Annotated in this window: 25 protein-coding genes; 7 read left to right on the forward strand and 18 right to left on the reverse strand. The window is 36.9% G+C overall.

Going from position 1 to position 24,531, the window contains the following annotated elements:
- The first annotated feature begins 27 nt into the window (after positions 1-27).
- Positions 28-255: a hypothetical protein gene (locus CSP5_RS03570; protein ID WP_077076112.1), complete on the forward strand. Its 228-nt coding sequence runs from the start codon at positions 28-30 to the stop codon at positions 253-255.
- Here the strand turns inward: CSP5_RS03570 and CSP5_RS10055 are convergent.
- Complete coding sequence (locus tag CSP5_RS10055) at positions 245-532, reverse strand: ribonuclease P Rpr2/Rpp21/SNM1 subunit family protein (protein WP_077076113.1); 288 nt, start codon at positions 530-532, stop codon at positions 245-247. The two genes, CSP5_RS03570 and CSP5_RS10055, sit on opposite strands and share 11 nt — an antisense overlap.
- 51 nt (positions 533-583) lie before the next feature.
- Between CSP5_RS10055 and CSP5_RS03575 the strand changes: the two genes are divergently transcribed.
- Positions 584-1,249, forward strand: coding sequence for a phosphoglycolate phosphatase (locus tag CSP5_RS03575; protein WP_172399390.1), 666 nt, complete (start codon positions 584-586; stop codon positions 1,247-1,249).
- Here the strand turns inward: CSP5_RS03575 and CSP5_RS03580 are convergent.
- From CSP5_RS03580 to CSP5_RS03600, 5 genes are all read right to left on the reverse strand, one after another.
- Complete coding sequence (locus CSP5_RS03580) at positions 1,230-2,483, reverse strand: dihydroorotase (RefSeq protein WP_241869833.1); 1,254 nt, start codon at positions 2,481-2,483, stop codon at positions 1,230-1,232. The two genes, CSP5_RS03575 and CSP5_RS03580, sit on opposite strands and share 20 nt — an antisense overlap.
- Positions 2,480-3,049 carry a 7-carboxy-7-deazaguanine synthase QueE gene (locus tag CSP5_RS03585; RefSeq protein WP_241869834.1) on the reverse strand — a complete coding sequence of 190 codons (570 nt, stop codon included), beginning with the start codon at positions 3,047-3,049 and terminating at the stop codon, positions 2,480-2,482. The genes CSP5_RS03580 and CSP5_RS03585 overlap by 4 nt, the downstream gene beginning before the upstream one ends.
- 67 nt (positions 3,050-3,116) lie before the next feature.
- Positions 3,117-3,863, reverse strand: coding sequence for a dihydroorotate dehydrogenase electron transfer subunit (locus tag CSP5_RS03590; protein WP_241869835.1), 747 nt, complete (start codon positions 3,861-3,863; stop codon positions 3,117-3,119).
- The gene (locus tag CSP5_RS03595; RefSeq protein WP_077076116.1) at positions 3,860-4,762 is read right to left on the reverse strand and encodes a dihydroorotate dehydrogenase; all 903 of its coding nucleotides are present in this window, start codon (positions 4,760-4,762) and stop codon (positions 3,860-3,862) included. The genes CSP5_RS03590 and CSP5_RS03595 overlap by 4 nt, the downstream gene beginning before the upstream one ends.
- A gap of 141 nt (positions 4,763-4,903) precedes the next feature.
- Entirely contained in the window at positions 4,904-5,344 is a 441-nt protein-coding gene (locus CSP5_RS03600; protein WP_148689650.1) for a hypothetical protein, read from the reverse strand.
- Between the two features lie 440 nt (positions 5,345-5,784).
- Here CSP5_RS03600 and CSP5_RS03605 point away from each other — a divergent pair, with 440 nt between their 5' ends.
- Positions 5,785-6,594: a universal stress protein gene (locus tag CSP5_RS03605; protein ID WP_077076118.1), complete on the forward strand. Its 810-nt coding sequence runs from the start codon at positions 5,785-5,787 to the stop codon at positions 6,592-6,594.
- Here the strand turns inward: CSP5_RS03605 and CSP5_RS03610 are convergent.
- From CSP5_RS03610 to CSP5_RS03620, 3 genes are read right to left on the reverse strand one after another with little or no spacing between them, the layout of a single operon-like run.
- Positions 6,580-7,236 carry a potassium-transporting ATPase subunit C gene (locus CSP5_RS03610; protein ID WP_021788812.1) on the reverse strand — a complete coding sequence of 219 codons (657 nt, stop codon included), beginning with the start codon at positions 7,234-7,236 and terminating at the stop codon, positions 6,580-6,582. The genes CSP5_RS03605 and CSP5_RS03610 overlap by 15 nt on opposite strands.
- The gene (gene kdpB / locus CSP5_RS03615; RefSeq protein ID WP_021788813.1) at positions 7,230-9,221 is read right to left on the reverse strand and encodes a potassium-transporting ATPase subunit KdpB; all 1,992 of its coding nucleotides are present in this window, start codon (positions 9,219-9,221) and stop codon (positions 7,230-7,232) included. Before kdpB ends, CSP5_RS03610 begins: the two co-directional genes overlap by 7 nt.
- The gene (locus CSP5_RS03620) at positions 9,218-10,987 is read right to left on the reverse strand and encodes a potassium-transporting ATPase subunit KdpA (RefSeq protein WP_148689651.1); all 1,770 of its coding nucleotides are present in this window, start codon (positions 10,985-10,987) and stop codon (positions 9,218-9,220) included. Before CSP5_RS03620 ends, kdpB begins: the two co-directional genes overlap by 4 nt.
- A 312-nt stretch (positions 10,988-11,299) precedes the next feature.
- On the opposite strand from CSP5_RS03620, the gene CSP5_RS09710 reads away from it, so the two are divergent.
- Complete coding sequence (locus tag CSP5_RS09710) at positions 11,300-11,455, forward strand: hypothetical protein (protein ID WP_172399391.1); 156 nt, start codon at positions 11,300-11,302, stop codon at positions 11,453-11,455.
- A 102-nt stretch (positions 11,456-11,557) separates the two neighbouring features.
- Here CSP5_RS09710 and CSP5_RS03625 read toward each other — a convergent pair whose 3' ends face one another.
- The 4 genes from CSP5_RS03625 to CSP5_RS03640 form a co-directional block, all read right to left on the reverse strand.
- On the reverse strand, positions 11,558-13,105 hold the full coding sequence (locus CSP5_RS03625) for a tRNA uridine(34) 5-carboxymethylaminomethyl modification radical SAM/GNAT enzyme Elp3 (RefSeq protein WP_148689652.1): 1,548 nt from the start codon (positions 13,103-13,105) through the stop codon (positions 11,558-11,560).
- Positions 13,106-13,175: 70 nt separating this feature from the next.
- A complete protein-coding gene (locus tag CSP5_RS03630; protein WP_077076120.1) occupies positions 13,176-13,979 on the reverse strand; it encodes an ABC transporter permease in 804 nt (267 codons plus the stop codon).
- On the reverse strand, positions 13,976-14,968 hold the full coding sequence (locus tag CSP5_RS03635) for an ATP-binding cassette domain-containing protein (protein ID WP_148689653.1): 993 nt from the start codon (positions 14,966-14,968) through the stop codon (positions 13,976-13,978). Before CSP5_RS03635 ends, CSP5_RS03630 begins: the two co-directional genes overlap by 4 nt.
- Positions 14,969-15,382 carry a PadR family transcriptional regulator gene (locus tag CSP5_RS03640; RefSeq protein WP_021788577.1) on the reverse strand — a complete coding sequence of 138 codons (414 nt, stop codon included), beginning with the start codon at positions 15,380-15,382 and terminating at the stop codon, positions 14,969-14,971. It abuts the gene before it with no gap.
- Between the two features lie 254 nt (positions 15,383-15,636).
- Here CSP5_RS03640 and CSP5_RS03645 point away from each other — a divergent pair, with 254 nt between their 5' ends.
- Positions 15,637-16,332 (forward strand): hypothetical protein, encoded by a 696-nt coding sequence (locus CSP5_RS03645; protein ID WP_145983935.1) that lies wholly within the window; start codon positions 15,637-15,639, stop codon positions 16,330-16,332.
- 3 nt (positions 16,333-16,335) lie between these two features.
- Here the strand turns inward: CSP5_RS03645 and CSP5_RS03650 are convergent, their stop codons facing one another.
- Entirely contained in the window at positions 16,336-17,052 is a 717-nt protein-coding gene (locus CSP5_RS03650) for a HesA/MoeB/ThiF family protein (RefSeq protein WP_148689654.1), read from the reverse strand.
- 48 nt (positions 17,053-17,100) lie between these two features.
- Here CSP5_RS03650 and CSP5_RS03655 point away from each other — a divergent pair, with 48 nt between their 5' ends.
- Positions 17,101-18,114: a zinc-binding dehydrogenase gene (locus tag CSP5_RS03655; RefSeq protein WP_021788580.1), complete on the forward strand. Its 1,014-nt coding sequence runs from the start codon at positions 17,101-17,103 to the stop codon at positions 18,112-18,114.
- Between the two features lie 50 nt (positions 18,115-18,164).
- Here CSP5_RS03655 and CSP5_RS03660 read toward each other — a convergent pair whose 3' ends face one another.
- Entirely contained in the window at positions 18,165-20,861 is a 2,697-nt protein-coding gene (locus CSP5_RS03660; RefSeq protein ID WP_148689655.1) for an ATP-dependent helicase, read from the reverse strand.
- 387 nt (positions 20,862-21,248) lie between these two features.
- On the opposite strand from CSP5_RS03660, the gene CSP5_RS03665 reads away from it, so the two are divergent.
- A complete protein-coding gene (locus CSP5_RS03665) occupies positions 21,249-22,634 on the forward strand; it encodes a protein kinase domain-containing protein (protein ID WP_148689656.1) in 1,386 nt (461 codons plus the stop codon).
- Here CSP5_RS03665 and CSP5_RS03670 read toward each other — a convergent pair.
- Genes CSP5_RS03670 through CSP5_RS03680 form a run of 3 tightly spaced genes read right to left on the reverse strand, consistent with a single transcriptional unit; the run spans position 22,621 to position 24,521 of the window.
- Complete coding sequence (locus CSP5_RS03670) at positions 22,621-23,337, reverse strand: hypothetical protein (RefSeq protein ID WP_148689657.1); 717 nt, start codon at positions 23,335-23,337, stop codon at positions 22,621-22,623. The genes CSP5_RS03665 and CSP5_RS03670 overlap by 14 nt on opposite strands.
- Positions 23,334-24,155 carry a vWA domain-containing protein gene (locus CSP5_RS03675; protein ID WP_148689658.1) on the reverse strand — a complete coding sequence of 274 codons (822 nt, stop codon included), beginning with the start codon at positions 24,153-24,155 and terminating at the stop codon, positions 23,334-23,336. The genes CSP5_RS03670 and CSP5_RS03675 overlap by 4 nt, the downstream gene beginning before the upstream one ends.
- Before the next feature lie 33 nt (positions 24,156-24,188).
- Entirely contained in the window at positions 24,189-24,521 is a 333-nt protein-coding gene (locus tag CSP5_RS03680) for a hypothetical protein (protein ID WP_021788585.1), read from the reverse strand.
- Positions 24,522-24,531 lie beyond the last annotated feature (10 nt).

Consider the following 24,531-nt stretch of genomic DNA (forward strand, 5'->3'; position numbering starts at 1 on the left):
AGTTTAGAGATTACCATCAAGATTGGGATGAAAACATATTTAAACGTAACATTTTCCAGCGAAGGAGCGAAACCATCTGAGATAATAAACAGACTGAGATCGCTGGGATTTAAACCGGTAATGGGGGACCATGATATGGTCTATGAATGGGCAAACAGTGCAACAGAAGAAGATTCTCTATGGTTCGCTGATAAAATACAGGCAACTCTGGAAGGATTTAAGGTACTGTTCCATATTGAAACACTCAGTGACTGATGTCAAATCTCCTAATATTGTTGCAATTCAAACAGGTTACGAGAACCTTACCTTTCTTTATTCTTAGCCTATAGTTGTGCTCATAAGGATATTTACAGTTTTTGCAATAGCTTCTTTTAATATTCTTTGATAATGTTATATCAAATCTGACCGAAAGTTTCTCTATCTGTTTCACTATTTCTGATTTAGGAACAACTGATTCACTATTCATCAGGTTATACAGGTAATCTATTCTTTTCAGGGCAACATTTCTAGTCTCATTTTTATTGGGTTTCAATAAATACGTATAAATTGTAAGTTTATATTATTAATGCAAATGATCAAACTTTTGATTCTTGACATCGATGGAACCATTACACAGAAGGATCAGAGCATATTACCGGAAACTCTAGTTGCACTCAGGAAGGTTGTTTTCTCAAATCCAGAAATGCACATATGTCTTGCAAGTGGAAACGTGCTTCCAGTAATGTTCGGAGTTAGAACTATTCTTGGGGTAGGGGAATCACTGGCAGGAGAAAATGGAGGGATTTTACTTTATAAACAGAGGATAACCTCATACTTTCAAAAGCAAAAAACAGTAGATGCTTATAAAGAAATTGAGAAAGACTTGGGTGCAGTTGAATTCATCACCAATCGATGGAGAGAGACTTCCATAAGTTTCATACTCGATGGGAGTTATGATTTTACAAAATATGAGAAGAAATATGATGTTGTGATTCAGGACAGTGGATTTGCAAAGCATATTCTGAACAAAGGTCAAAATAAGGGATTTATAGCAAGGGAGTTAATGAAGATTTACGCTGTTTCAAAAGATGAAACACTTGCCTGTGGTGATGGTGATAACGATGCCGATCTATTCGAAGTTGTCGGAATGAGCGGAACAATATCAAACGGAAGTAGGTCTGTTAAGGAAAGGGCTGAATACGTTTCAGAAAAAGCCTATGGAGACGGATTGATAGACATAATGAAACACTTCAGGCTACTTGAGGAGTGATCATATTGCCAAGACAATCCTCAATTATTTCCCTGTTTGATATGACTTTTTCTCCTCTAACGAAAACATTTCTTGGAAATACAACATCAAACCCATTAAACGGTGAGATTGTCAGTTTAGAATGAAGCCTATTCTCATTCAATTTCTCCATATCTGAAAAGTTAACGGACACAAAATCAGCTGAATACCCTTTCTCTATTTTCCCTTTTTTTATACCAAATAATTCTGCAGGCCTAGATGCACCTGTTTTTAAAAGAGTATCTAAAGATAGAATTTTCTTATGAACAAGGGCGAGCATGAGAGGTACCCTCGTCTCAACCCCTATGATCCCTGATTTTCCAAATTGTATACTTTCTTTATCCTTCTCAAGGTGGGGTGCATGATCAGATGATAGCAAATCAAATTTACCATCAAGATACGCCTCTCTAGTTTTTTCCATTACAGCCTTTTCTCTTAAAGGTGGATTTACCTTCCCGTAGGCTCCAAGCTGCATTTCCTCATTAAGAAGAATATGGTGTGGTGTAACCTCCATGAAAAACTTTTCTGGAAAACTTTGGGCATTCCCATAATCACTTATATGGGCTGCAATTTTGACACTGGTTTTTAGTTTTGATATGGTTCTAAGTGCCTCCATTTCGCATGAACTTGGCCTTGATAAATCGTGATCTATGAGAGTTTTAACCTCCCTTGCACTATTCTTTCTCAGGCATTCAGCGGATTCTCCATGGAAAACAACTGGTCTGCTATATTTTTCTAAAAATTGATCATGTTCATAATCTCCAGTGAATGCGGTACTGTTTGTGCTTTCACCCATAAAAATTTTTAAACCAATGCTCTCCTTTGAAATCACGTCTCCATTGGTTCCATCATACAGTGAAAACAATCCATAGTCGGTGAAGGATCTGCCCTTCACAACAGCTTTCTTTCTGTCGAATTGATTGTAATCTCTTATGGGTATTATGTTATTTGGCATATCCAGTACGGTCGTTGTACCTCCAAAAACGGAGGACATACTACCGGTATAAAAGTCCTCTTTATCAGTTTCCCCTGGATCCCTGAAGTGTACGTGGGCATCAAAGAAACCTGGAAGAATTGCTCCTTCAATTCTTTCAGTTTTTACAGATTTCTCAAATTTCCTCACATCTGTAATTACTCCGTTCTTAACATATACAAAAAGGTCCTGGAAAGTTCCGAAATAATAAAATTTTCCACTAAAAATCTTATCCTCCATCATACACCTCTTTTTTCACCATATATTATTTTATGCATCTGAAGCATAACTCTCACGTTTAACCTATTCTCTATGACTCTGTTAACAAGCCAGTCTGGTGGAGTTCCCCATGCAGGTTGAAGAATAACTTCACATTTCACAAGGTTGTTTTTTAGAAATTCCAGAGCAAATGAAAAATCAATTTCATTCTGTATTACCATTTTTATATAATCAAATTCCCTCAGCTTTTCAAGGTTTTCCTTTTTAAGGCTCCTTTCCTCACCAGATGAAGGTGTCTTCACATCCATATCAATTACAGTGCCATCATACTTGGTGAAAGGCTCAATATCTAGCGATCCACCAGTTTCAATGAGTATCTTCTTTCCCATTCCTGTAAGAGAAGAAACAAATTCTTTCGCATCTCTTTGAAGCAGTGGTTCTCCGCCAGTAAGGCATATCCAGTCTTCCCATACTTTGGAACATTCCTCAATAAGTGATCTAACTGGTTCTTCAGTCCCACCAGTAAAAGAATAAGTTGTGTCACACCATTTACACCTTAGATTACAAAGATTTGTCCTTACGAAATACATTGGCACTCCCGTTAGGGTCCCTTCTCCCTGAATACTGTGAAATTTCTCTGTGATTAACATTTTTTCCTCAAATTTTTACTCTCTTCCCAGATGAAAGCAATCTGGTTGTCCCAAACTCAGTCATACCATTCAATTGCTTCATATTAAAAACAGGACCATCCACACAAACCTGAAAACCATCTACTGAGCAGGAGTCACATAATCCAATTCCACATTTCATACTTCTTTCCATTGAGAATTCTGCGTTGACATTCAATTTTTTAATTTTATCATATACTGCCTTCAGCATTTTTTCAGGTCCACACACATAGATCATGGAAAAATCTTCTGGATTCACGACTTCAATTCCATCAGTGACTATTCCTTTTATTCCCTTTTTTCCATCCTCTGTTACTTCAATCCTGTGATCCTCATCAAATTCATCAGAAAACAGAAGTTCATCGAATGTTCTAGAGGCAATGATTCCAGTTGCATTTCTATCGATAAGTGGTTTTAGCGAGGCCATACCTGAACCTCCTCCGATCAGCAACTTGTTTCCAGATGTACTGGAGAATGGTTTTCCGTAGGGTCCACGGAGAAATACCCACTCTCCTGCTTCAGTTTCTATTAATTTCTTGGTGCTATCCCCATATGCTTTTACCGTTATACATTTCTCATCTTCAGTTTGGGACAAGGACATAGGCACTTCTCCATAACCCGGAACCCAGACCATAACAAACTGACCGGGAAGAACCTTGACATTCCACTTAAAGTAAAGTGAAACGACTGTTGGTGTATTTTTCACCCTTTTTGTTATACGAATATGTTCCATCATCTCACAGCCACCCCAACAAGCTCCTCCAGGTTATTAATTCCATTGGATATCATATATTTCTCCAGATCCCCCGTAATTCTCATGAATATACTTCTACCGTACTTCATAAGAGCAGTTCCTATCTGGAACACAGATGCCCCGGCCATTATGTATTCAAGTGCATCAATGTAACTGGATATCCCACCAACGCCTATTATGTCAATCTCTGTTTCTTTCCTTACTTCGTAAACACATCTTAGTCCTACAGGTTTAATTGCTGTGCCGGACATTCCCCCATAACTGTTTGTGAGAACAGGTCTTCTTGCTTCAATATCAATGGCCATAGCCCTGACTGTATTAATCAAGACAAGGGCATCCGAGTCAGAAGCGGCTCTTGAAATCTCTGATATGGAGGTAACATTTGGACTGAGTTTGCTCCAGACCGGTATTTTAATGGTACCCTTCAGGGTTTTTACAATTTCCTTGACCAGAACCGGATCACTTCCAACTTCAGATCCGAACCCCTGAACGTGCGGGCAGGAAAGATTAAGTTCTACAGCACTAACTCCAAAGTCCTGCATTTTTAGGGCCAATTTAAGGAAATCATCTGTATTTGAAGCAAAAATACTACCGATCACAGGTTTTTTTGCCGTAAGGGCAATCTTAATCTCCTCCTCAAACGAATCAATTCCTGGGTTAGGGAGACCCATTGCATTAATCAGATAGGTATCTTCAGGAACCACTACTGGTGAAAAATAGCCGTTTCTTTCTTCAGTACCTATGGATTTGGTAACTACTGCCCCGGCTCCATCCTCCAGAACTCTTTTCATTGTATATCCATTCTCATCAAGAATTCCAGATGCAAGTATGGCAGGTGATTCAAAACTAACTCCTCCTGTTTTAACGGCTAAGGAAACCATCTATCTCAGGACTTCATCATATTAGATTATTTTATTGTTTCATAAATTCTACGGAAAATATGTGTCATCACCTTATTTCAACGCTTAACCGAGAACTCTCGTTTTCTAAGAATAAATATTGAGTAATCTACCCGCGATTTTTCAGCAGTCTATTCTTAATTCTTCTGGAAAATTTTCAAGGGGAATAATATTTGGTCCCCTATTGAGAAATGGGCCATAATAGAAAAAGACTCCTGGAACATTGAATATTTTACATGATAGATACATATTTCCAGTCAGGCTATGAAACATGTGAGCCTTTTCACTATCTGAACATCGCATTACAAGTTCGTCTGTAACATCAAGGAATTTTTTTATAGTGTCTATTTCCAGAGTATCGTTTATAACCACTCTCGACGCGCCTGACACTATTATATCCATTAAATCATTTTCTTTATACGGATATGCCATCAAAGTAAATTCAATATATTTGGAAAGTTCATTATACATTTTGAAGTTAAAACGGTAATGTGTTATTGCATCAAGATCAACAACAAAAGCTTCGTCGTAAGGGACCTTTGCCAGTTCTTCCATGTCTTCCATGCCTTCGATTTTACCTCTGTTTATGATCAAACAATGCATGTTAAGTGTAATTTTCTCCATAAGAAAATGTTTTCTATAAATTTTGAATGCCATCATCTCAGGAAACAGTTGTATTCACTTTTAAAGTGTGGAGATATTCCTGTCAAAGGAGATGATCTCTCAACCCTTACTTTACTCATACTCCTGTCAGTAAAGATGGCTGAAAGTTAAAATAATATGCATAATCTTTTCTAACAATAATGCTTCACATTTTTATTTTTTCCAAAACAATTGTAAAAATAGTAGTACTGTTATCACTTATCATGATACTGTTTAACAGTAATAAATCTAAAATTTTTTCTGCCATATCCTTTATTCATCGTTTTAATTCAGATATTATAAATATTTCCTATTTAAATACAAAACAAAACTATTTATTATGCTAATGTAATACATTATCAATGATGGATTTAGTTTCCTCCTATTATGCAAAGGCTGATAGAATTCTTGTGCCAATGGCAAAAGGGGAAAGTTCTAGAAGAGCTTTTGAGTTTGCCAGCGACTTTGCAAAGGTCTTTGGTTCAGAAATAACAGCACTTACAATAAAGGACGAATCCAAGGAAGTTACATGGAGTGACAAGGTTGCTGTAGTTATGCAGGCATACAAGGAATCAAGTCAAAAAGGACTAAAGGTTATTCCAAAGATCCAGAGCGCAAGAAATGTTAGGGAAGGTATAATTAGAGAAGCAAATTCGAAGAATTATGATCTTGTTCTGTTCAGTTCCAGATCAAGATCGGGGGTCTCAACTTCTCTATTTGGAGGTATAGGAGATTATCTAATCAAGCATTCAAAGAACACAACAGCATCTCTTTCTATTAAAAGGAGTACATATCCATACAGGAAAATTCTGGTACCAATGAGCGAGAGACTCAATACACGTAAATCAGTATACCTTGCTGCTATCATGGCAAAGGTTCTAAACGCTAAATTTTACCTCTGTGATATGAGATCGTTCGATAAAAAGAAAATTCATGGTTTTAAAACGCTGATGAACGCGGAGGTATGGAAGGAGCTTAAACTTGATTACGAAATTTCTGACATATACGGAAGCGATCTGAGAGATTCAGTTCTTCAAAGGATTTACTCCACATCTTCAGATTTTGTGGTACTTGGCGTAAGACCTGATAGTTATTCAAATGTAAGAATAAATTCAGATATTAAAAAAATAATAAAGGATGCACCAATAGATTCAGTTTTAATTAAGAGATGAGCTTTGTAAGACATTATTATTCATAAGGAATATTATGATCTGTACATCAATGTACATTATGTTAACATAATATGAACCAAATATTGGGAAATTCTGCCTTTCAGTTGAATTGATTGTGTTGTTTAAGAAACTGCTCACGGGTTTTAATTTCAGGGTTACATTTACTGAACTTGCAAACGATACAATTGAATTTGCAACCCTCGGCTCTTCCAGTAATGCAGCTGATAGTGGGATATTAGGATCTAACCCAGAATCAGAATCCATTATTACTTCTCCTGGGATTTTAGAAACTGAAACGTTCTTGTTCATCTGCTCAAATTCCTGTAAATTTTTCTCCAACTGCAGTAGAGATGCATTTGTATTTGGTGAGCAGCAGAGAGCACCTGAGGATGATTGGTTAAAGTCTATGGCAGAAGGCCTGGGCTGGAAAAAGTATGATCTGTTAAAAGCCTGAGCAAGATAATAACTGCCGAAAACCTTTCCATTAATCTTTATTTGATTACCATTCCCGGTTCCTGGATCAACCTTTTCAGTTATTAGTGCAGTGGCTGTTGGGATCACCAGTCCGAGAAGTACAAATATGATCACTGCAATTACAAGAGACCCTCTAAATATCCTCAATATTTCTTTCCAGTTTACCATAAAATACCCACCCCCAGAAGCAAATGATAGATCAGGCCGATGGCTATAAACGGCAGGACAACTCCCCCGAAACCGTAAATTGTGATATTTCTTTTTAAAAGCTCATCTACAGTTGAGGGCTTAAATCTTACCCCTCTTATGGCCAGTGGAATTAAAAGTGGAATTATTATTGTATTGAAAATTAAAGCAGAGGTTATGGCAAGCAGAGGATCAGTAAATCCAAGTATGTTTATGAATGAAAGTACCGGAAAAGCATAAAAAATTGCTGGTATTATTACAAAATATTTTGATATATCATTTGCAATACTAAATGTTGTTAGTGAACCTCTCGTTATGAGAATCTGCTTTCCTAAGAATATTACATCCATCAATTTCGTTGGATCATTATCAAGATCTATCATGTTTGCAGCGTCCTTTGCGGCCTGTGTTCCATTATTCATAGCAAGTCCCACATCTGCCAGAGCAAGTGCCGGAGCATCATTTGTGCCATCTCCAACCATGGCCACCATTCTCTGCTGATTTTTTTCCGCTTCAACCTTCATGTATTTATCCTGAGGCTTACTATTTGCAACAAATTCATCGAGTCCCGCCTCTCTTGATATGTACTCTGCAGTAAGTTCGTTATCCCCAGTACACATAACGGTTTTGATATTCATCGTTTTCATGGTTTTAATTCTCTCATTTATCCATGGCTTTATGATATCATTGAATTCTATTGCTCCAATTACCTGGCTGTCCAGTACAAGTACCATTGCTGTCCCCCCTCTACTTGAAATTTCGGCACATATGGCATCTATGAAATTGTCCTTTTGTCCCAGTATATCCCATATAGCATGGGGCGAACCTTTGTACAGCTTATGTCCCTCATAACTTATTCCACTGAACTTCGTTTCTGATGAGAAGGGAACGAATTCAGCATTATTTATCCTGTACTTTTCAAGTTCTCCATAACGTTCTGACACATATTTTACAAGGGAAATTCCCTCTCTCGTTTCATCTAAATATGAGCTCTGATAGCAGATCTTTGCCATTTCTTCTTCTGATATTCCTTTATTCGGATATATCTTGGAGGCGTCACGTTCGCCCATTGTAATAGTACCGGTTTTATCGAGAATTATTGTATCAATATCACCAGCATTTTCTACTGCTCTTCCACTTTTGGCTATGATATTGAACTGAGAGACCTTATTAATGGCTGCCACACCCAAAGCAGGGAGTAGTGCACCAATAGTTGTTGGAATCAGTGTGATCAGAAGTACTACGAGAATGATCAGATTTACATGATCTGATAGAAAATCCCCAAGGGGAAATATTGATGATGTAACAACGATGAATACCAGGGTTAGTCCAGCCAGTAATATTGAAAGTGCTATTTCGTTTGGAGTCTTCTTTCTAACAGATCCTTCGACCATTTCAATCATCTTGTCCAGAAATGTTTCTCCCGGGTCTGCCGTAATTCTTATCTTAATACTGTCATCAAGAAAGGTTGTTGAACCGGTTACACTGTCGCCATTTACCTTGAATACGGCCTTCGATTCACCTGTAATTGCGGATTCATTGAAATATCCTCTGCCTTCGGCTATCTCACCATCAGTTGGTACCATTTCATTCTTCCTGACCTCTACAATCATGCCTTTCCTCAGTTCAGAAGAATCCACAATTTTCTCCGTTGTGCCATCTATTATTCTTCCGGTGGTTTCTTTCTTCATTTTTTTAAGTGTTGCCGTTATATTTCTGCTCTTTCCCTCTGCAAGTGCTTCCCCAAGAGTTGAAAAGAATATGGTAAGAAATAAGAGTACAACGACTGAAATATAGAAAGGTACATACAGCCCACTCATCTCGAGGTGATATGCCTGATGGAAGACAATGAGATATAATGAAAAAAGGAGGGCTATTTCTGTTATGAACATCACAGGATTCTTATATAGCTTCCGGGGATCAAATTCCTTAAGAGCATTTATAACTGCTTCAGCGTAACTGTTCATAAAACACCTCTAATAATAAGGGAAAACGTTCTTCCCCAGCTCAATAGTGGTCCAACTGCAAGAATTGGGAAGAAAGAAAGTAATCCTAAAAGCAACATGGTGAAAAACAGCATCATACCAAACCAGAATGACCCAATATCAAACGTCCTCCCATACAGCACTTTCGGTTTTTTAGATGCAAAGGATTGAGCTATTACAAGCTGAAAAGCCATAATTGGGAATCTCCCCATCAGCATAATTATACCATCTATTATGTTAAAAAATGCAGTATTGGTAGCAAATCCACCTACCTCGGATCCATTATTTGAAGCAGCTGAGGCAAATTCATAAAGAAGCTGCGTTATTTGATCCGGTCTTGTGTTTACAAAGGAACTCATCAATATGGGTGACAAAAGCAGTACTATCCCCAATGGTACAATAATAATTAATGGATGGGTGATAAGACTGTAAGTTGAATACTTCATTTCCTTCGCACTAACTTTGAGACTCATAATTTCTGGAAGTTTTCCTACCATTAGGGAAACTATGAACACTGTAAAAATAACGTACGAAAAAATATTCAAGATGCCCGTCCCAACTCCTCCAAGGGGATCGTTGAGGAGAAGAGGAAACAATATACCCAGAATACCAGCAGGTGTATAATCAATAAGAGCAGAATTAGCAGCACCCGTAGATGTAAGCGTAGCTCCTGTCGAAAATATGGAACTCTGGGAAATTCCAATGGCAGTTTCCTTTCCTATGAAGTTGCCTCCATAGTTAAATCCGAGATTGGCCATTGCTGGAATTCCTGATATTTCTCCAAAGAAAGTCAGTAAGGCACTGAATATGAACAATGCAACTATAACTCCATATATTACTCTTCCAAATTTTCTATTATTAAGTGCCTGACCCAGAGCAAATATTGAGCCAATTGGGATGATCGTAAATGAGACAACTTCAATTAGGTTGGAGATCCAATCTGGATTTTCAAATGGATACCCTGCATTGGCCCCGTAAAAACCTCCTCCGTTTGTTCCAATGTTTTTAACACCTTCTAAAGAGGCTACAGGTCCAATCGGTATATTCACCGTCATCTTTCCGAAAAATGGGTGGATTATGATGCTTGAATAGGTGGTGTCTGGAACTCCAACTATTATTAGTAATACGGTGGCAAGGAGTGAGAGTGGTAGGATTAAATCAAATATGGCGACTAAAAAGTCATGAAAGAAATTTCCAAGTTTTTTATCGTCATTCATGATTCCCCTAACGAAGGCCATTGAAGCTGCAAATCCTGTACCTGCAGAAAGAAACATCAGGCCAATTATAACCACAGTTAAATCCAAATATGTGAGTGTGGTTGGTGATGAGTAATGCTGCAGATTTGTATTCGTAAGAAAGCTTATAATCGTATTAAAGGTAAGACTTGGGGACATGACATCCTGACCAGGGGCTTTAAAAAAGTACCCCTGAAAAATTAAAAAAAGAAATGAAATAGTTCCTGCAACAAAATTAAAAATTATAAGTGATATAAAGTAACCCTTAAAGGAATATGTCTTGTTTCTATCTACACCTGCTACCTTTTCAATGAAACCTATAATCGGATCAGTATACTTCCGCAGTTTTGTATTTTCTCCTGTATAGAGTTTCTTGATATATGGTGCAATCATATAACCAAAGAAGCTTATGATTATGAGGTAGAGGGCAATAATTATAACACCCGAAACTATTCTATTATTAACAAAAAATGCCGACCAGAAATTTCCAGTCGCTGTAATGCCAGTACTCATATTTTCTCAGCTCGAATTATACTATAGAGCAAATATGCACAGCTAATCGCAACGACCAAAATAGGCACAATCAACCACTCTGTCTCTATGTACATTTCTATCTTCAATTAACGGGCTTATAATAAGTTTTTCAGAAAAACTTATGTAGTTAAATTGTAAAAACTGCAACTTAAAATTTGGGAATATTAACTATGGGCTTCAATATATATTATAAAGGTTTTACATTTTATAATCAACATTGTTTATTGTTGAGATAAAAATCAAAACCATCTTTTAAACCCCTGTTTAGGTCAAATCAAATCGTTGGTGCATATGGAAAAAGGAAAAATGTTCAATGGTAATATTTTAAAAATAAGGAATAGGGCCTTCAAGGATTCACTTTATAAACTGACCTCTAACCTACCTATTACAGAAAAAGAAAATACAATAATGGTTGACAAAAATTCTAAAAGTCATAGCTTCAGTTAAGGAAGTTACTCCTTTAGAGCAAATCTAAATTATCCCAGGACTCTACACCAAACAGTTTTTTAAATTCAAATATTTTAATTGCATCTTTAAATTTTAATTTGTTCAGGCTATCTTTTTTCCCATATAATAGGAATCTCTTTCATAACCAAGTTTCCTGAAGTATTCTCTTACACCAACTCCACTTATGACAAGAATCTTTGATTCATTAAACTCTTCCCTTGTTATTCTTTCGGCTTCCTGAACCAGAGACTTCCCTAAACCTTTGTGCTGATAGTTGGAATTCTCGTGAGTGCCAATGGGAACAATGTTTCCCACTACCCTAAGTTCACGTATCATACCTGTATTTTTGGTCTCATCAAGAAATGAGTCGTCCTTAATATGTCTCAGTCTGAGATACCCTGCAATGTCTTGCTTGCTATCCTCAATAGAAAGGAATATTTCTTTGGAATTACCGGCATCGTAATCTACCCTTTTCATTGAAAGTTCAAGACCTTTTTCAGAAATGAATCCCACTTCTCTGCCCCTAATCTCCATGCTTTTTACATTATTCTCTTTCAACTTCCTATCTACTATATTTCTCAGGTCGCTCCTCATAACTCCTGCATCAATGAATTTTACCGGTATATCTCTTTGCATTCTTTGAACTCTTATCCATGGTGGCATTTCCTTCATAAAATTAAAAATGAGTTCTGCAGCCTCTTCTGTTTCCATTGGTTTATATTCTCCATTTTTCCACATGTTGTAAAGTTTTGTTCCCTTAACAACCAGCGTTGGATATATTTTGAACATATCTGGTTTGAAATCACCTTCACCAATTATCTTTCTGAAGCTATTCAAATCATCTTCATAACTTGAACCATACATGCCAGGCATAAGATGATATACTATCTTTAGGCCAGCATCCCGTGAGAGTTTTGTTGATTGAATTATCTCACTGACTCCGTGTCCTCTATGATTAACCTTCAGCACTTCCTCATTTATTATCTGGACACCCAATTCTACCTTTGTTGTCCCATATGAAAGGGCCAATCTTATATCCTTTTCAAGAAACCAATCTGGTTTAGTCTCCACAGTTAAACCAATGCATCTCCTTTTGGCTTTTTCATTGAATTTAATACTTTCTTCAAGGGTTTGTGACTGGAATCCGTTCATTCCATCAAAGCATCCCTTTACGAAATACTCCTGGTATTCCTTTGATCTTGCTGTGAAAGTTCCACCCATTACAATAAGATCAACCTTGCTGGTATCATGCCCTATGGTTTCAAGTTGCTTCAATCTGCCAAACGTGATGCTGAAAGGATCATAATTGTTCATTCTGCCTCTTAGTGCCGATGGTTCATAACCTGTATACGCCTGTGGAGAATTATTTTCCATTCCACCCGGGCAGAAGATGCATCTTCCATGAGGGCAGATCTCTGGAGAAGTCATTGCTGCTACAACTGCCACCCCTGAAATGGTTCTGGTTGGTTTCAGTCGCAAGAGATTTAAGTAATCTCCTTTCGCATAGCCTGAATTTAGAATTTCTGAATTAGATGGAACATGGTCTAGACCATATTTTTTAGAAAGCTTAACCTTCTGGTGTTGCAGGTCATCTCTGGTTTTTATTTCACCACTATCTATCTTCCCCAGAATGTCTTCGTAAATATTCATGTCTTAAAGAGATATAACAGAAAGGGATTTAAATTATTTTTTTTAAAAATTGACTAAAATGATTCTATTTTTAATCCCTTATCTCCTTCTCAGCAAGATAGGCTGTTAGAAGCAATAGTCCAAGTGCAAGAATCGCCAGAGCACCAAGCCACTGTCCAACCTGTATCCACTGGGACCCTGTTAAATTACCATTTATAATAACCATTCTCATCGCCTCGGCAGACCATGAGACAGGGTTATAAGCAGCTACGCTTGAGAGCCATGAAGCCATCATCGATGAAGAGAACATTGCATAGCTAACGAACAGAAGTGGTAAGTTTACAAGATTTACTATTCCAAATATTGAATTCATGTTGGTCATTCTGATAGCAATAACACTGAATATGGATGAGAAGATGAATGATACAAGGATTATGGCTGCAATAATAACGAGGGCGTCGAGAACTGTGAATCCATGCACAAATTTCAAGCCATTTGGTATTACGAGAGCTGCTAAAATTAAGATCAGTGCCTGAGGCATTACCCTTATTGTCGATGACAGAATCTTAGAGAAAACGATGGAACTTCTTCTTATTGGTGAAGAGAGAAATCTGCCCATCGGTCCTAATCTTCGGTCAAATATGATATTTGTTCCTGCGAACATAGCGGTAAAAAGTGAAGAAATTGTCAGTACACCTCCAACTATATATGTGATATAATTTGGGGCCCCATCAAGAATAAGTTCGCTTGCACCCGGGAAGAATTTAGTTATATCAAACGCACTGCCGAAAAGTGCAATCCAGAAGAATGGCTGTAATAGACCTGTAATAAAGAAGACTGGATTTCTGTACCACTTCTTCAATTCCCTAACTGTTAATGGTCCAAGCCCACTCATCTTCTCAGCCTCCTCATATTCATCATCATCTTTCGTGCATCTTCAGGATCTTCCTTTCTTATGTCTTTTCCGGTATATTCCAGGAAAACCTCATCAAGCGTCGGCTTTTGAACCGTTAGTTTCATTGTAGACAACTTGTTGGAAGATATGAAATTTATTATATCTGGAAGTGAATCATCTGAATTTGCTACTTTAATTCTTACCGTATTTATCCCAGAATCTGATGTATCAATAACACCGGGTATTGTTTTCATCTTCTCAGCCTCTTCTTTTTCCTTGAAAGTTATAGTTACAATATCTCCATTGAGCGAAGACTTGAGTTCTGCTGGAGATCCCGTGACGAGAACCTTACCGTGATCGATTATAGAAACTCTGTCAGCAAGAGCATCAATTTCCTCCAGATAGTGAGATGTAAGAATTATGGTTACGTCCATTTCTTTCTGAATTTGCCTTACATAATCCCACATCTGTGTCCTTGTCTGGATATCAAGACCCAGTGTTGGTTCGTCGAGAAACAGTATCTTTGGGTTATGAACAAGCCCTACTATGAGTTCCAGCCTCTTCCTCATTCCTCCGGAGTAGGTTCTAACATACCTATTTGCGGCTTCTGTCATATCAACAAGTTCAAGTAGTTTTGGAATTCGTTCTTCATATTCTTCTTTGGGTACATCATAAAACTGAGAAACCATCACTAAATTTTCTCTTCCTGTTAGGTCTTCATCTGCAGTAAGGTCCTGTGGAACGACACCAATAGTCTTTCTTACCATAAGGGAGTCTTTCCTTATATTATACCCTGCCACTATGGCAGTTCCTTTTGTGCAGGAAATCCTCGTTGTAAGCATATTGATTGTCGTTGTTTTTCCTGCTCCATTTGGTCCTAGAAGACCATATATTTCCCCATCTCCAATCTCAATGTTCAAGTCATCAACAGCCTTGATTTTCCCATTATATATCTTGCTCAGGTTATGAGTTTCAATTATGGATTTCATTCATTTTTCACTCTCCTTTATTTTTTCAAGAACAGCCATTAACTTAGTTTTCATATCATTAATTTTTGAAGGATCAAAATGGGAATAATCAAAAGTTTCAATAATATATGTTAAGTTTGCAGTTGTCTCTTCCAGAATATCATTTACATTTTCTGTGCCTATGAGATTTTTTACCATGTCATCGTACTTCTTCATCTCATTCCTTCCTTCTTCGGTAATGCTGTATCTTCCATCATTGTCCCTTTTCACGAAGCCTTTTTCTTCCATATGTGATAGGGCGGGATATACGCTACCAGGACTTGGTCGCCATCTTCCATTTGATTTTCTGGACATTTCTTTAATAATATCAGCACCCTTCAAAGGGCCCTCCGAAATATTCCTCATTATCCAGTAATTTAACATTCCACCTTTCATGTCTTTATCAGTATCGATTTACGATATATAAAACATTTTGAAAGTTTTAAGCTTATTATAATATTTAAAAAATAAATTGAAAAAACCTTCCACACTATTAGAATTTCTATGCATAAACATTCTTTTAGAGAAATTTCCCTATAGGAGTTACTTTTTAGTATGAGTCAGATTCACCTTTTAAGTAGGTTTACATTTCGTGGAAGAGTAAAAACAATAAGATTTATCTAGTTACAATCATATTACCAACCAAATAAATGAAACTAACTAAGCTGATATTCATCGCTGCCTTTTCGATCATATGTGTTTTTCTTATTGTTTCAGCGTCTAGCATATATGTATCTGCTGAAAATGATTTGAAAGACATAGAACTTTCATTTGTCAAACTTGAGATGACAAACGGAAAATTGACAGCAAGCATGGACGTTTCAGCCAGGAACACAAATGCTCTTCCCTCAACAGTTTCAATATTCAACAACAATCTCACAATAAACCCCTATAGCAGTTCAAATTCATTTTTCAACGTTCCCATAAACATTACCTCCCTTACCGCTAAAGGATGGCCAACAGATTCTATTATCTATTATGCCAACGCAGTTATATCAGAGTTTCTAAATGGCGTAGGAGTTGCAACCCTTTCCAGGAATATCAGCACTCAGTTACCGTTCCTTTTCACAAACGTTTCCCTCGTTAAGAGTTCAAATAATAACACCTATACTTTATTCATCAACGATATGATTCCAATTGGGTTATCAGTTATCAAAGTAGGAATGTATATGGGAGAAAATTTTCTCGGCAATCTTTCCTTCGCCAATCAATCAGGCAACGTAAGTGGCAATCTTTCTCTTTCAGGGGTTCTAGATAACTCAAACTTACTGGGAAATCTAAGTTCTGTATTCTTTGATTTTCTTGGTGTAAAATTAAATTTAGCGCAATTCATGGGTAAAAATTGAACATCAGAATATCTGCCTGCCAAGAAATTTAGTATCATTCAATTTATCAAAGATTAACTCTGAGCAAACTCTGCATTCTTTCACTTTGTTTACCTTTATTTTTTGCAATTCCATCAGTGTGGCAGAATAGAAATAGAAGTTTTCATCCTTAATACGATCCTGAAAATATCGTAACAGTAAAGAGGTTCCCATAACTGATACTGTACTTGGAACTGGAGGAGAAATCTGGTCCGCATGGCAGTTTAGAGGAATCATTCTCTTTCCACCTGTAAGGCAATTAAGGCAGGCAGTCTCATCCGGCACAATGAGCATGAATTCGCCAAAATATCCATAACTATTGGTCATTATCCATGGAATTTTCTTCATCACGGCATATTCATTTATCAATTCTCTGGTCAGAAATGAGTCGGTAGCTTCAAAGATCAGGTCACTATTTCCAAGTATGGCATTAATATTTGATGAATCTACATATTCTCTAACAAAGCTTAACTTCTTATTGATTGAACGATTTTTGATTTTATTGTATACGGTTTCTGCTTTATTCATACCTAAATCATCCTCATCAAAGAGGGGCTGTCGTTGCAGGTTTGATTGTTCAACAGTGTCACCATCAATCAGTCTTATCTGTGCACCTAAAGATGATAACAGCGTAGATGCAAGCTGTCCATTACCCCCAAGCCCTATTATAGAAATATTGACACCATTTAAGATTTCTTTCACTTAAAGAACATAGAAAAGTAATAAATATAGATTATTTCTAATGCAACAATGAAAGTAGCAGTAGTCAATAAGGTAGGCCAAAATTTGGATATCGAGGAAAGGGGTACGCCAGAGCCTGGTGCAAATGAAGTAGTTCTGAGACAGGATCTGACTGGTATTTGCTACAGGGATATTCTAACCCGGGATGGGTTCTTTCCCAGGCTTCACACTCCTATAGTTCCAGGTCATGAAGTTTCAGGAATAATCGAGAAAGTTGGTTCAGGTGTGGAATATTTTCAGGTTGGTGACAGGGTCACAAGTCTGATTTATGTTCCCTGTGGTCACTGTTATAACTGTGTTTCTGGAAACGAGAATCTGTGCACAAATAAGAAGACACTTGGAGAGAACATAGATGGTGCATACTCAAAATATGTTAGGTTAAATCAGAGAAGTCTAGTAAAGGTTCCCAAAGAGGTAACTTCAGAACTGGCAGCAATTTCAGCTTGCGTAACAGGAATGCTTGTAAATGCCCTGAAGAGGGTTGGTGGAATAACAGAAGGGAGCAGAGTCGTAATAACTGGAGCAGGAGGTGGAGTGGGGACACACGCCATCCAGATAGCAAAGGCATTTGGAGCAGAAGTTACTGCGGTTACAAGTTCGCAATGGAAAGTTGACTCTCTTTACAAGCTAGGTGCAGATCACGTCATATCTTCAGAGGGGGAGTTCAATAAGAAAGTAAAGGAAATATGGGCCGATGGGGCCAATATATCCCTGGAGAACACTGGAGATGCAACATTCAACGAAGCATTCAGATCACTTGGATTTGGAGGTAAAATGGTCGTTGTCGGCAATCTGAAACCATCCTCACCACCGCTACAGCTTGGAGTGCTTATACTGAAAGGAAACACAATTTCCGGTAATATATCGTCAACAAGAAAGGATATAATGGATGCACTTGAAATGTCGGCTAAGAAAAAGATCAAAGCTGTGGTTTCAGAAGAGATTTCAATAGACCAGATCAATGAAGCATATGAAAGGATAAAAGAGAAGAAAAATGTTGGCAGGGTATTTATAAAGTTCTAAATCAGTCAAAAATTAAGGGGAAACTATCAGGCAGGTGAGTTTATTTATACTCAACTGTTTTCCATTTCCATCTTTAGCATCTTCTGAAATTCAATGAAAACATTAGATTCGGTGTTCCTTACACTAAGGATGTCTCGAATCATTGAATCGACCGACAATTTATAATTAACAAATTTTTCAACGGTCTTCTTTACATCTTCTAATGCTCTCATCTCAATGGTTGGATCGATTCTATCCCATCTTTTTTCTATCCTGTTTATATTCACCTTGGTATCTCTCAGACTCAAATATGCAATTTCTGACTCTATCTGTTCCATATCTATTTTATTTTCAAGAGAAAATAGCTTTGCGTAAAGTGATAGCTGGTTCACATAGTCCCTGTTAACTTTTTTGGAAGTTTTAAAGTCCACAATAACTGTTTTCTCTGTATTTCCTTCAATGTACTTATACAATCCATCGATCCTGCCCTCAACAGTAATATTTGTCATAATATCCGGGAAAACGTTACTAACCTTTTGCTTGAATTTCATTTCAGATCCTAACCATTTACCCTTCTGTATTTCCCTTACGTATTTATCATAGGAAATGAAATTGCTCCACGTTCTGGTAAGCTTTTCGTCATTCATAATTGGTGGTGTCTCATGACTTTTTATATAATTTTCTATGTAGCTGTGAATATCACTTCCAAAGGTTAAGGCTGAAGATTTAGTCTGTATTCCTAGCACATATGACTCAACAAATTTATCCAGTTCCTTGACCCTCTCGAGCATGGTAAAACTCAGGTTATTCAATTTTTCCATTTTCTTTTTCAAATAATCCCTTATCCATGGTTTGAAATTAAGCTTCAATTTTTCTCTATCGGAAATATCCTTCATACTTACAAATTCATTATTTACTATCTTAGTTGTAAAGTCAATTTTTTTGCATGGTTCTAAATCATATCTCGTTGAAGATTTTTTCTCAGTTATAATATCAAGAGAATTCTTTGTTCTAGTAAGTGCAACAAAATCTATCCTGTTTTCCTCCTTTATTCTTTCATCCCTACTGTAACTCAGATTATTGCTTTTCAGTATGGAATCTACGATAAGATCAATGGCACTTGTATTCTTCTTCTCTGTGTATTTTGGAATGTATATAACGTGATCAAATTCAAGCCCCTTTGCCTTATGTACGGTAATTATACAGACCTTCTCTGAGATCTCATCAACACTATCCCTTGAATTCTCCTGAAGTATATACTTCTGGAGACTGGCGAGGGAGTATTCTTCTCCTGTTCCGAATCTATCAAGGAACATGGGAAGAGAGTCAAATACATCCTTGGCAGCCTCAAAGGCTGATTCGCCCAGAGCAATAGAATTTGGAATTATATAATCATTGAATAGCTGAAGAAGTTGATTCTTATGATTTCCATATTTTTCCCTTATATCTATCAACTCTCTGGGAAGAACCTTCTTCAGATCGTTTTCAAATCTCATTCTCTCTGCTATCTGAATACCATCGTATAATGGTATCCTGGAGTAAATTGAATAGATCATTCCAATTATGCTGTCAGAGGTTCCGTAAATCCCACCGATGAATTTTGAAATTTCCTCTCTCCACAGCTTCTCACCTTTCGTACCAGAAATCTTTTGATGTGAAATATTCTTTAATGTGAGAGAATCTGAAAGATCATTTGCCTGTTCATTAGTTCTAACAATAATACCTACGGATTCATCATTATTCTGCTTATTCAGAATTTCTGTTACTGCATCTATCAATTCACCCTTATCTTTCAGCCTGATAAGTGTAACCACCCCATCCTTTTCATTCATGCTCCTGAAATGGTCCAGCTCAGGTGACAGTTCTTCTGGTTCGTGAGTTCTGTAGAAGTTAATGCAATATTCAACAACATTTTTTGGCAATCTTCTGGTTCCATCTATGACCCTTTTTTCAAAATCTTTCCCGGACATCATATCTCTTAAAGCACGAATGTTACCACCCTGGAAACCGAAAATTGCCTGTTTCATGTCTCCAACAGCATACACATTCTCCCCAACCTGCTTTACCAGTTCATATTCTATTTCACTCATATCCTGAACTTCGTCAACAAAAACATACTGATATTTATTGAAGTGGGCCTTGGAATAATTTACAGCTCTTAAGAGAATATCGTTATAATCCATCTGAGATAAATTCTTTGAAGATTCGTAGTCACGGAATATATCTAGAAATCCCTCACATAAGATTTCCATTTCTTCCAGAGTGTAACCATTCACTCCATTACCATTGTTATACTCCATCCTTACATTTTTCTTAAGTTCCTCTATATGGACTTTATCTGGTAAAATAGCAAAACTTTTGAGGAACTTTATCGCATTCACAATTTGACCTACGTTTACTATTGCCGGATAATCTTTCGATAAAACTTCTCCATCATAATTCATTATCTGTCTTGTTTCAAGAGATTTTAATATCTGATATCTGAGGAATCTTTCAGGTATCAAGTCCCCACCTTCCATTCTATGATTTATTATACTTTGAGATAGGCTATGGAATGTATGAATGTCCGGCACCTTATACTTTGTATCCTTCATCTTAAGTATAATCCTTCTTTCCATCTCATCTCTTGCCTTATTTGTGAACGTGAGGCATAAAATATTATCTGAATCTACTCCTTCTTGAAGAAGTTTTGAAACCTGATTTGAAAGGTCTTCAGTCTTACCAGACCCAGGATTTGCAGAAACAAGTATCCGTGATTTGCTCATCATATTTCATGATAGTAAGAATAACATTAAGGTTTTTGCCTGTAATATCCCTTCATTATCCACTATAATTTCTGATTTAGAAACAAGTACAGAGCTTAATTAATCAGATACTTTAACACGTTCAATTACGCATCATGAGTTGATTCAAAAGTTATAAATTAAACCTTTTATGATATTCATTTTCGCATTTTACATCTAATTCGTTGTAAAGATTAATTAAGATCGAGAATATAAGAATTTAATGAAGTTAGAATTCTCTAAATTTTTGAGTGGAAAAAATAAGGAGAAATTAGTCAAAAGGCCATATTCGATCTGTATGTTTTACCAAACAAATCATTCGGTTAACCAGAGATTTTCCAGTAATAGTTTTATCTATTAATTGGTGGAACAATGGTCGAATCGAGGAAAGGAATTAGAGAAAGGATTCACAACATAAGGATCAAGAAATATGAATCCTATGAACCATCAATAGAAATTCGTGAAGTGGAATATAACAAGGATGACGGTACCCTTAATGTCTTTGTAACTCCGAAGCATAGAAAATATATTAAGAGCATGGAGGTCACAATAAGGGATTATAAACTTCGGGATAGAGTAGTAAAACTCAAAAAAATTAGAGACGAATTCAGATTATCATACAGACTGGACAATGAGAAAAAGTATAGTTTCTCCTTTTATTCGATTGCCAAAGATGGTAAATTCACTCGAATGGACATTGATATGGAAAAACTAAAAGAAAATATGAGAATAATAGGTATAGAAGAAAGTCATGCTCCTGAAGAAAATCAATCCATAAATAATGTAGTTAAGGAAAAGACCCTATCGTCTATGTCTACGGGATCTATATTCACACCTGTGAAAAGATCCTGGCCAACCTCATCACAGTATGCTCAGTCTTTGCAGAACCCAAACTTTTCTTTATCTAAAAATTATGATGAACTTAAAGGAATAACATTTGAGAAAAACCAGAATGTGAAGTATTCAAGTATTATTCAGGGAGCAGGTAATTTTGGTGTGGTCTTCAAATACAGGAGTAATGCTGGAGACTTTGCACTGAAATGCTTCACAAGAGGAAGTCCAAATATTCAACTCAGATATTATGAAGTTTCCAAAAAAATAAATGATTCACAAATTTCATTCCTTCTTGATTTTAAGTTCTACCAGGATGCATTAAGGGTGACACAACGACCGAAGGAGTATTTTCCAGCGGTGACTATGAAGTGGATCGAAGGAAAAACTCTTCATACTTTTATAAAAGAGAATTTAGCGAACCATGAAACATTTAAGGCAATCGGAAACAATCTCGTAAACTGTATCACGGAAATGCAGAACAATTTCATAGCACACGGTGACCTCTCGTGTGATAATATATTGATAGATACAGGTAATAATGTAAAACTTATTGACTATGACGGAATGTTTGTTCCAGCCCTTAAAAAACTTGGTTCAGAAGAGCTTGGACATGAATCATTCCAGCATCCAAGGAGGGGCAAATACTACGGAGAAAGACTTGATAATTTCTCTATACTCATAATATATACCTCATTGATCGCACTTTCAAAAAATCCGAAGTTATGGAAATATAATGGGGACGACCCCGATAAGCTTCTTTTTGATATTACTGATTTCGAATCTCCAGATCGCTCAAAAGCGTTAAGGGACGTTCAATCTGAAAGTCCAAAATTAAAGAAGCTGGTAAAACTAATAAATGAATACCTGGGGCAGCCTCCAGACTGGTCAGGTTTTGATCCTTCAACTCTTCTCAGAATGAGATAAGTATGGCTGAAAGGTCATCATTTTTTATGGTATTTTCGTTTCTCATATCATCAAAAAAAGTTCTGTCATTATAATGATCCCATAATAGTCCGAAACTATCTTCGCCTGCCTCCATTATAAATTTTGACATGGCATCAGTCGCGAGTATTATCTCATTGCCTTTAACAATCTTAAATTTCTCCTGCTTAATATTTAATTTCTGTTCAAAGGGTTTATTGTTTAGGGGGAAACCATATCCAGACCAGACGAGACTTGGATGAATACCAAATTGATCTGGGGAATTAAGTGGAAAACTTTTCATCTTGCCCTCGTCAAAGATGAAAATACATGAATCTCCTATAGCATGAACAATTAAGCTTTCCATAGAACCAAATTCTGTACTAATACCCAAAAAAGTTGAATAGGCTCCTCGAACAGCCTTGTTTTTAACATTCCATTTGAGTCCTTTCCAGTTTATGCTCTCATACCACATCTTTCTGGAATCTCGAATAAATTGCCTTATATCGTTTTTTATTTTCTCATCCCCATTGTTATTAACGAACTCGTTTGTCAGGGCAAAAGCCCACTGTCCTGAAAATATAGAATCACTTGCACCATCAGCTATGGCGAACTTTAGTTTTTCAAGATTTATACTCAGGGAATCCTCTGTCTCCTCAGGATTGTTTCCAGATTTAGAAAAATTAAAGGAGTGAACCTCCATCATTCTACCTTGTTATATACCACTCTTGTTCCAATGTCCAGAAGCTTTATCAATTCTTCAAGATTTGCGTTAAAAACATATGCTTTGGAACCACTTTCAACGTTTGAGAATTCCTCCCTTGCTATAGCAACCATTGGCTCTGGAACAACGCTTGTCATTGAAAACATTGTTCTTGCGTTCTTATCCTCAGGTATTTCTGTTTCATCCTTTGGAAAACTTATTGGTTTTTCATCCTTTTCGGAGAGATGGCAGTTCCACAATAGAACCTTCCCATCAGAAGTTTCCATGTTCATTATCTCTTCAGCAATGTCAGATGGATTCCCATCCGTTGCCCCACCATCACTAATATTTATGATAACCGGGGGAAAAGAATTCCCATGCTCTCCAATCCACTTCTCTGTCCATTCCTTAGCAATCGTTAGAGCTTTTACCATGGGAGTATCGTATGATGCGACAGGTTCAAACCAAACTGGAAACTCCGTTTCAATTGTTTCACCATCTATTTCCTCAGAATGTTTCTCCATTTTCAAAATATGACTCTCAAGTTCTGAAATTGATACAGGACTATCTCCAATCAAGCCCCGTGCATCTCCACTCTTGAATCCGTAACCAATTACTCCAACATCAAAATAAGGTCTTATTCCATCTGACTTTGTACATCTACTTATAACCTCATTCAACTGCCTGTTAATTGCATCTGAGGCCTCTTGGGCTTTTGATCTCTGTCCTCCTGCAATCTTTCTACTCATAGATCTTGACTGATCTAGGAGAAAAATGAAGAGCCCAGGATTTCTTCTGCTTATTTCTGCGTCATATGCCATTTACATTCATCCCTTCATTAAATATAAAATTTATCAATGCTTCTTTTCAAATAATCCAAGAAACACTGCTACTAGAATTACTATATAACCTATAATGAAAATTCCGGGATATGCTATTATTCCTGCAACGGAAATTACAGCCATAGTTGTTAGACCAATTTCTTTCTTTCTTCTGCTAAGTTCGACGCCTATTATTCCAATAACACTGAAGAGTAAGTTATCAACTACAGCAGCCCCTGCACTCACCTTTCCAAAGAATGAAATATAGCTTGTAATGTCATGCAGCACAAACAGAATCAATGCTAGAACTATGTTTATGAGAGCTCCTATTATCCCTATTTTATAATAAAGCTTAAATGATGCCATGGTAGATTGA

The sequence above is a fragment of the Cuniculiplasma divulgatum genome (assembly GCF_900083515.1).
Taxonomy (GTDB): domain Archaea; phylum Thermoplasmatota; class Thermoplasmata; order Thermoplasmatales; family Thermoplasmataceae; genus Cuniculiplasma; species Cuniculiplasma divulgatum.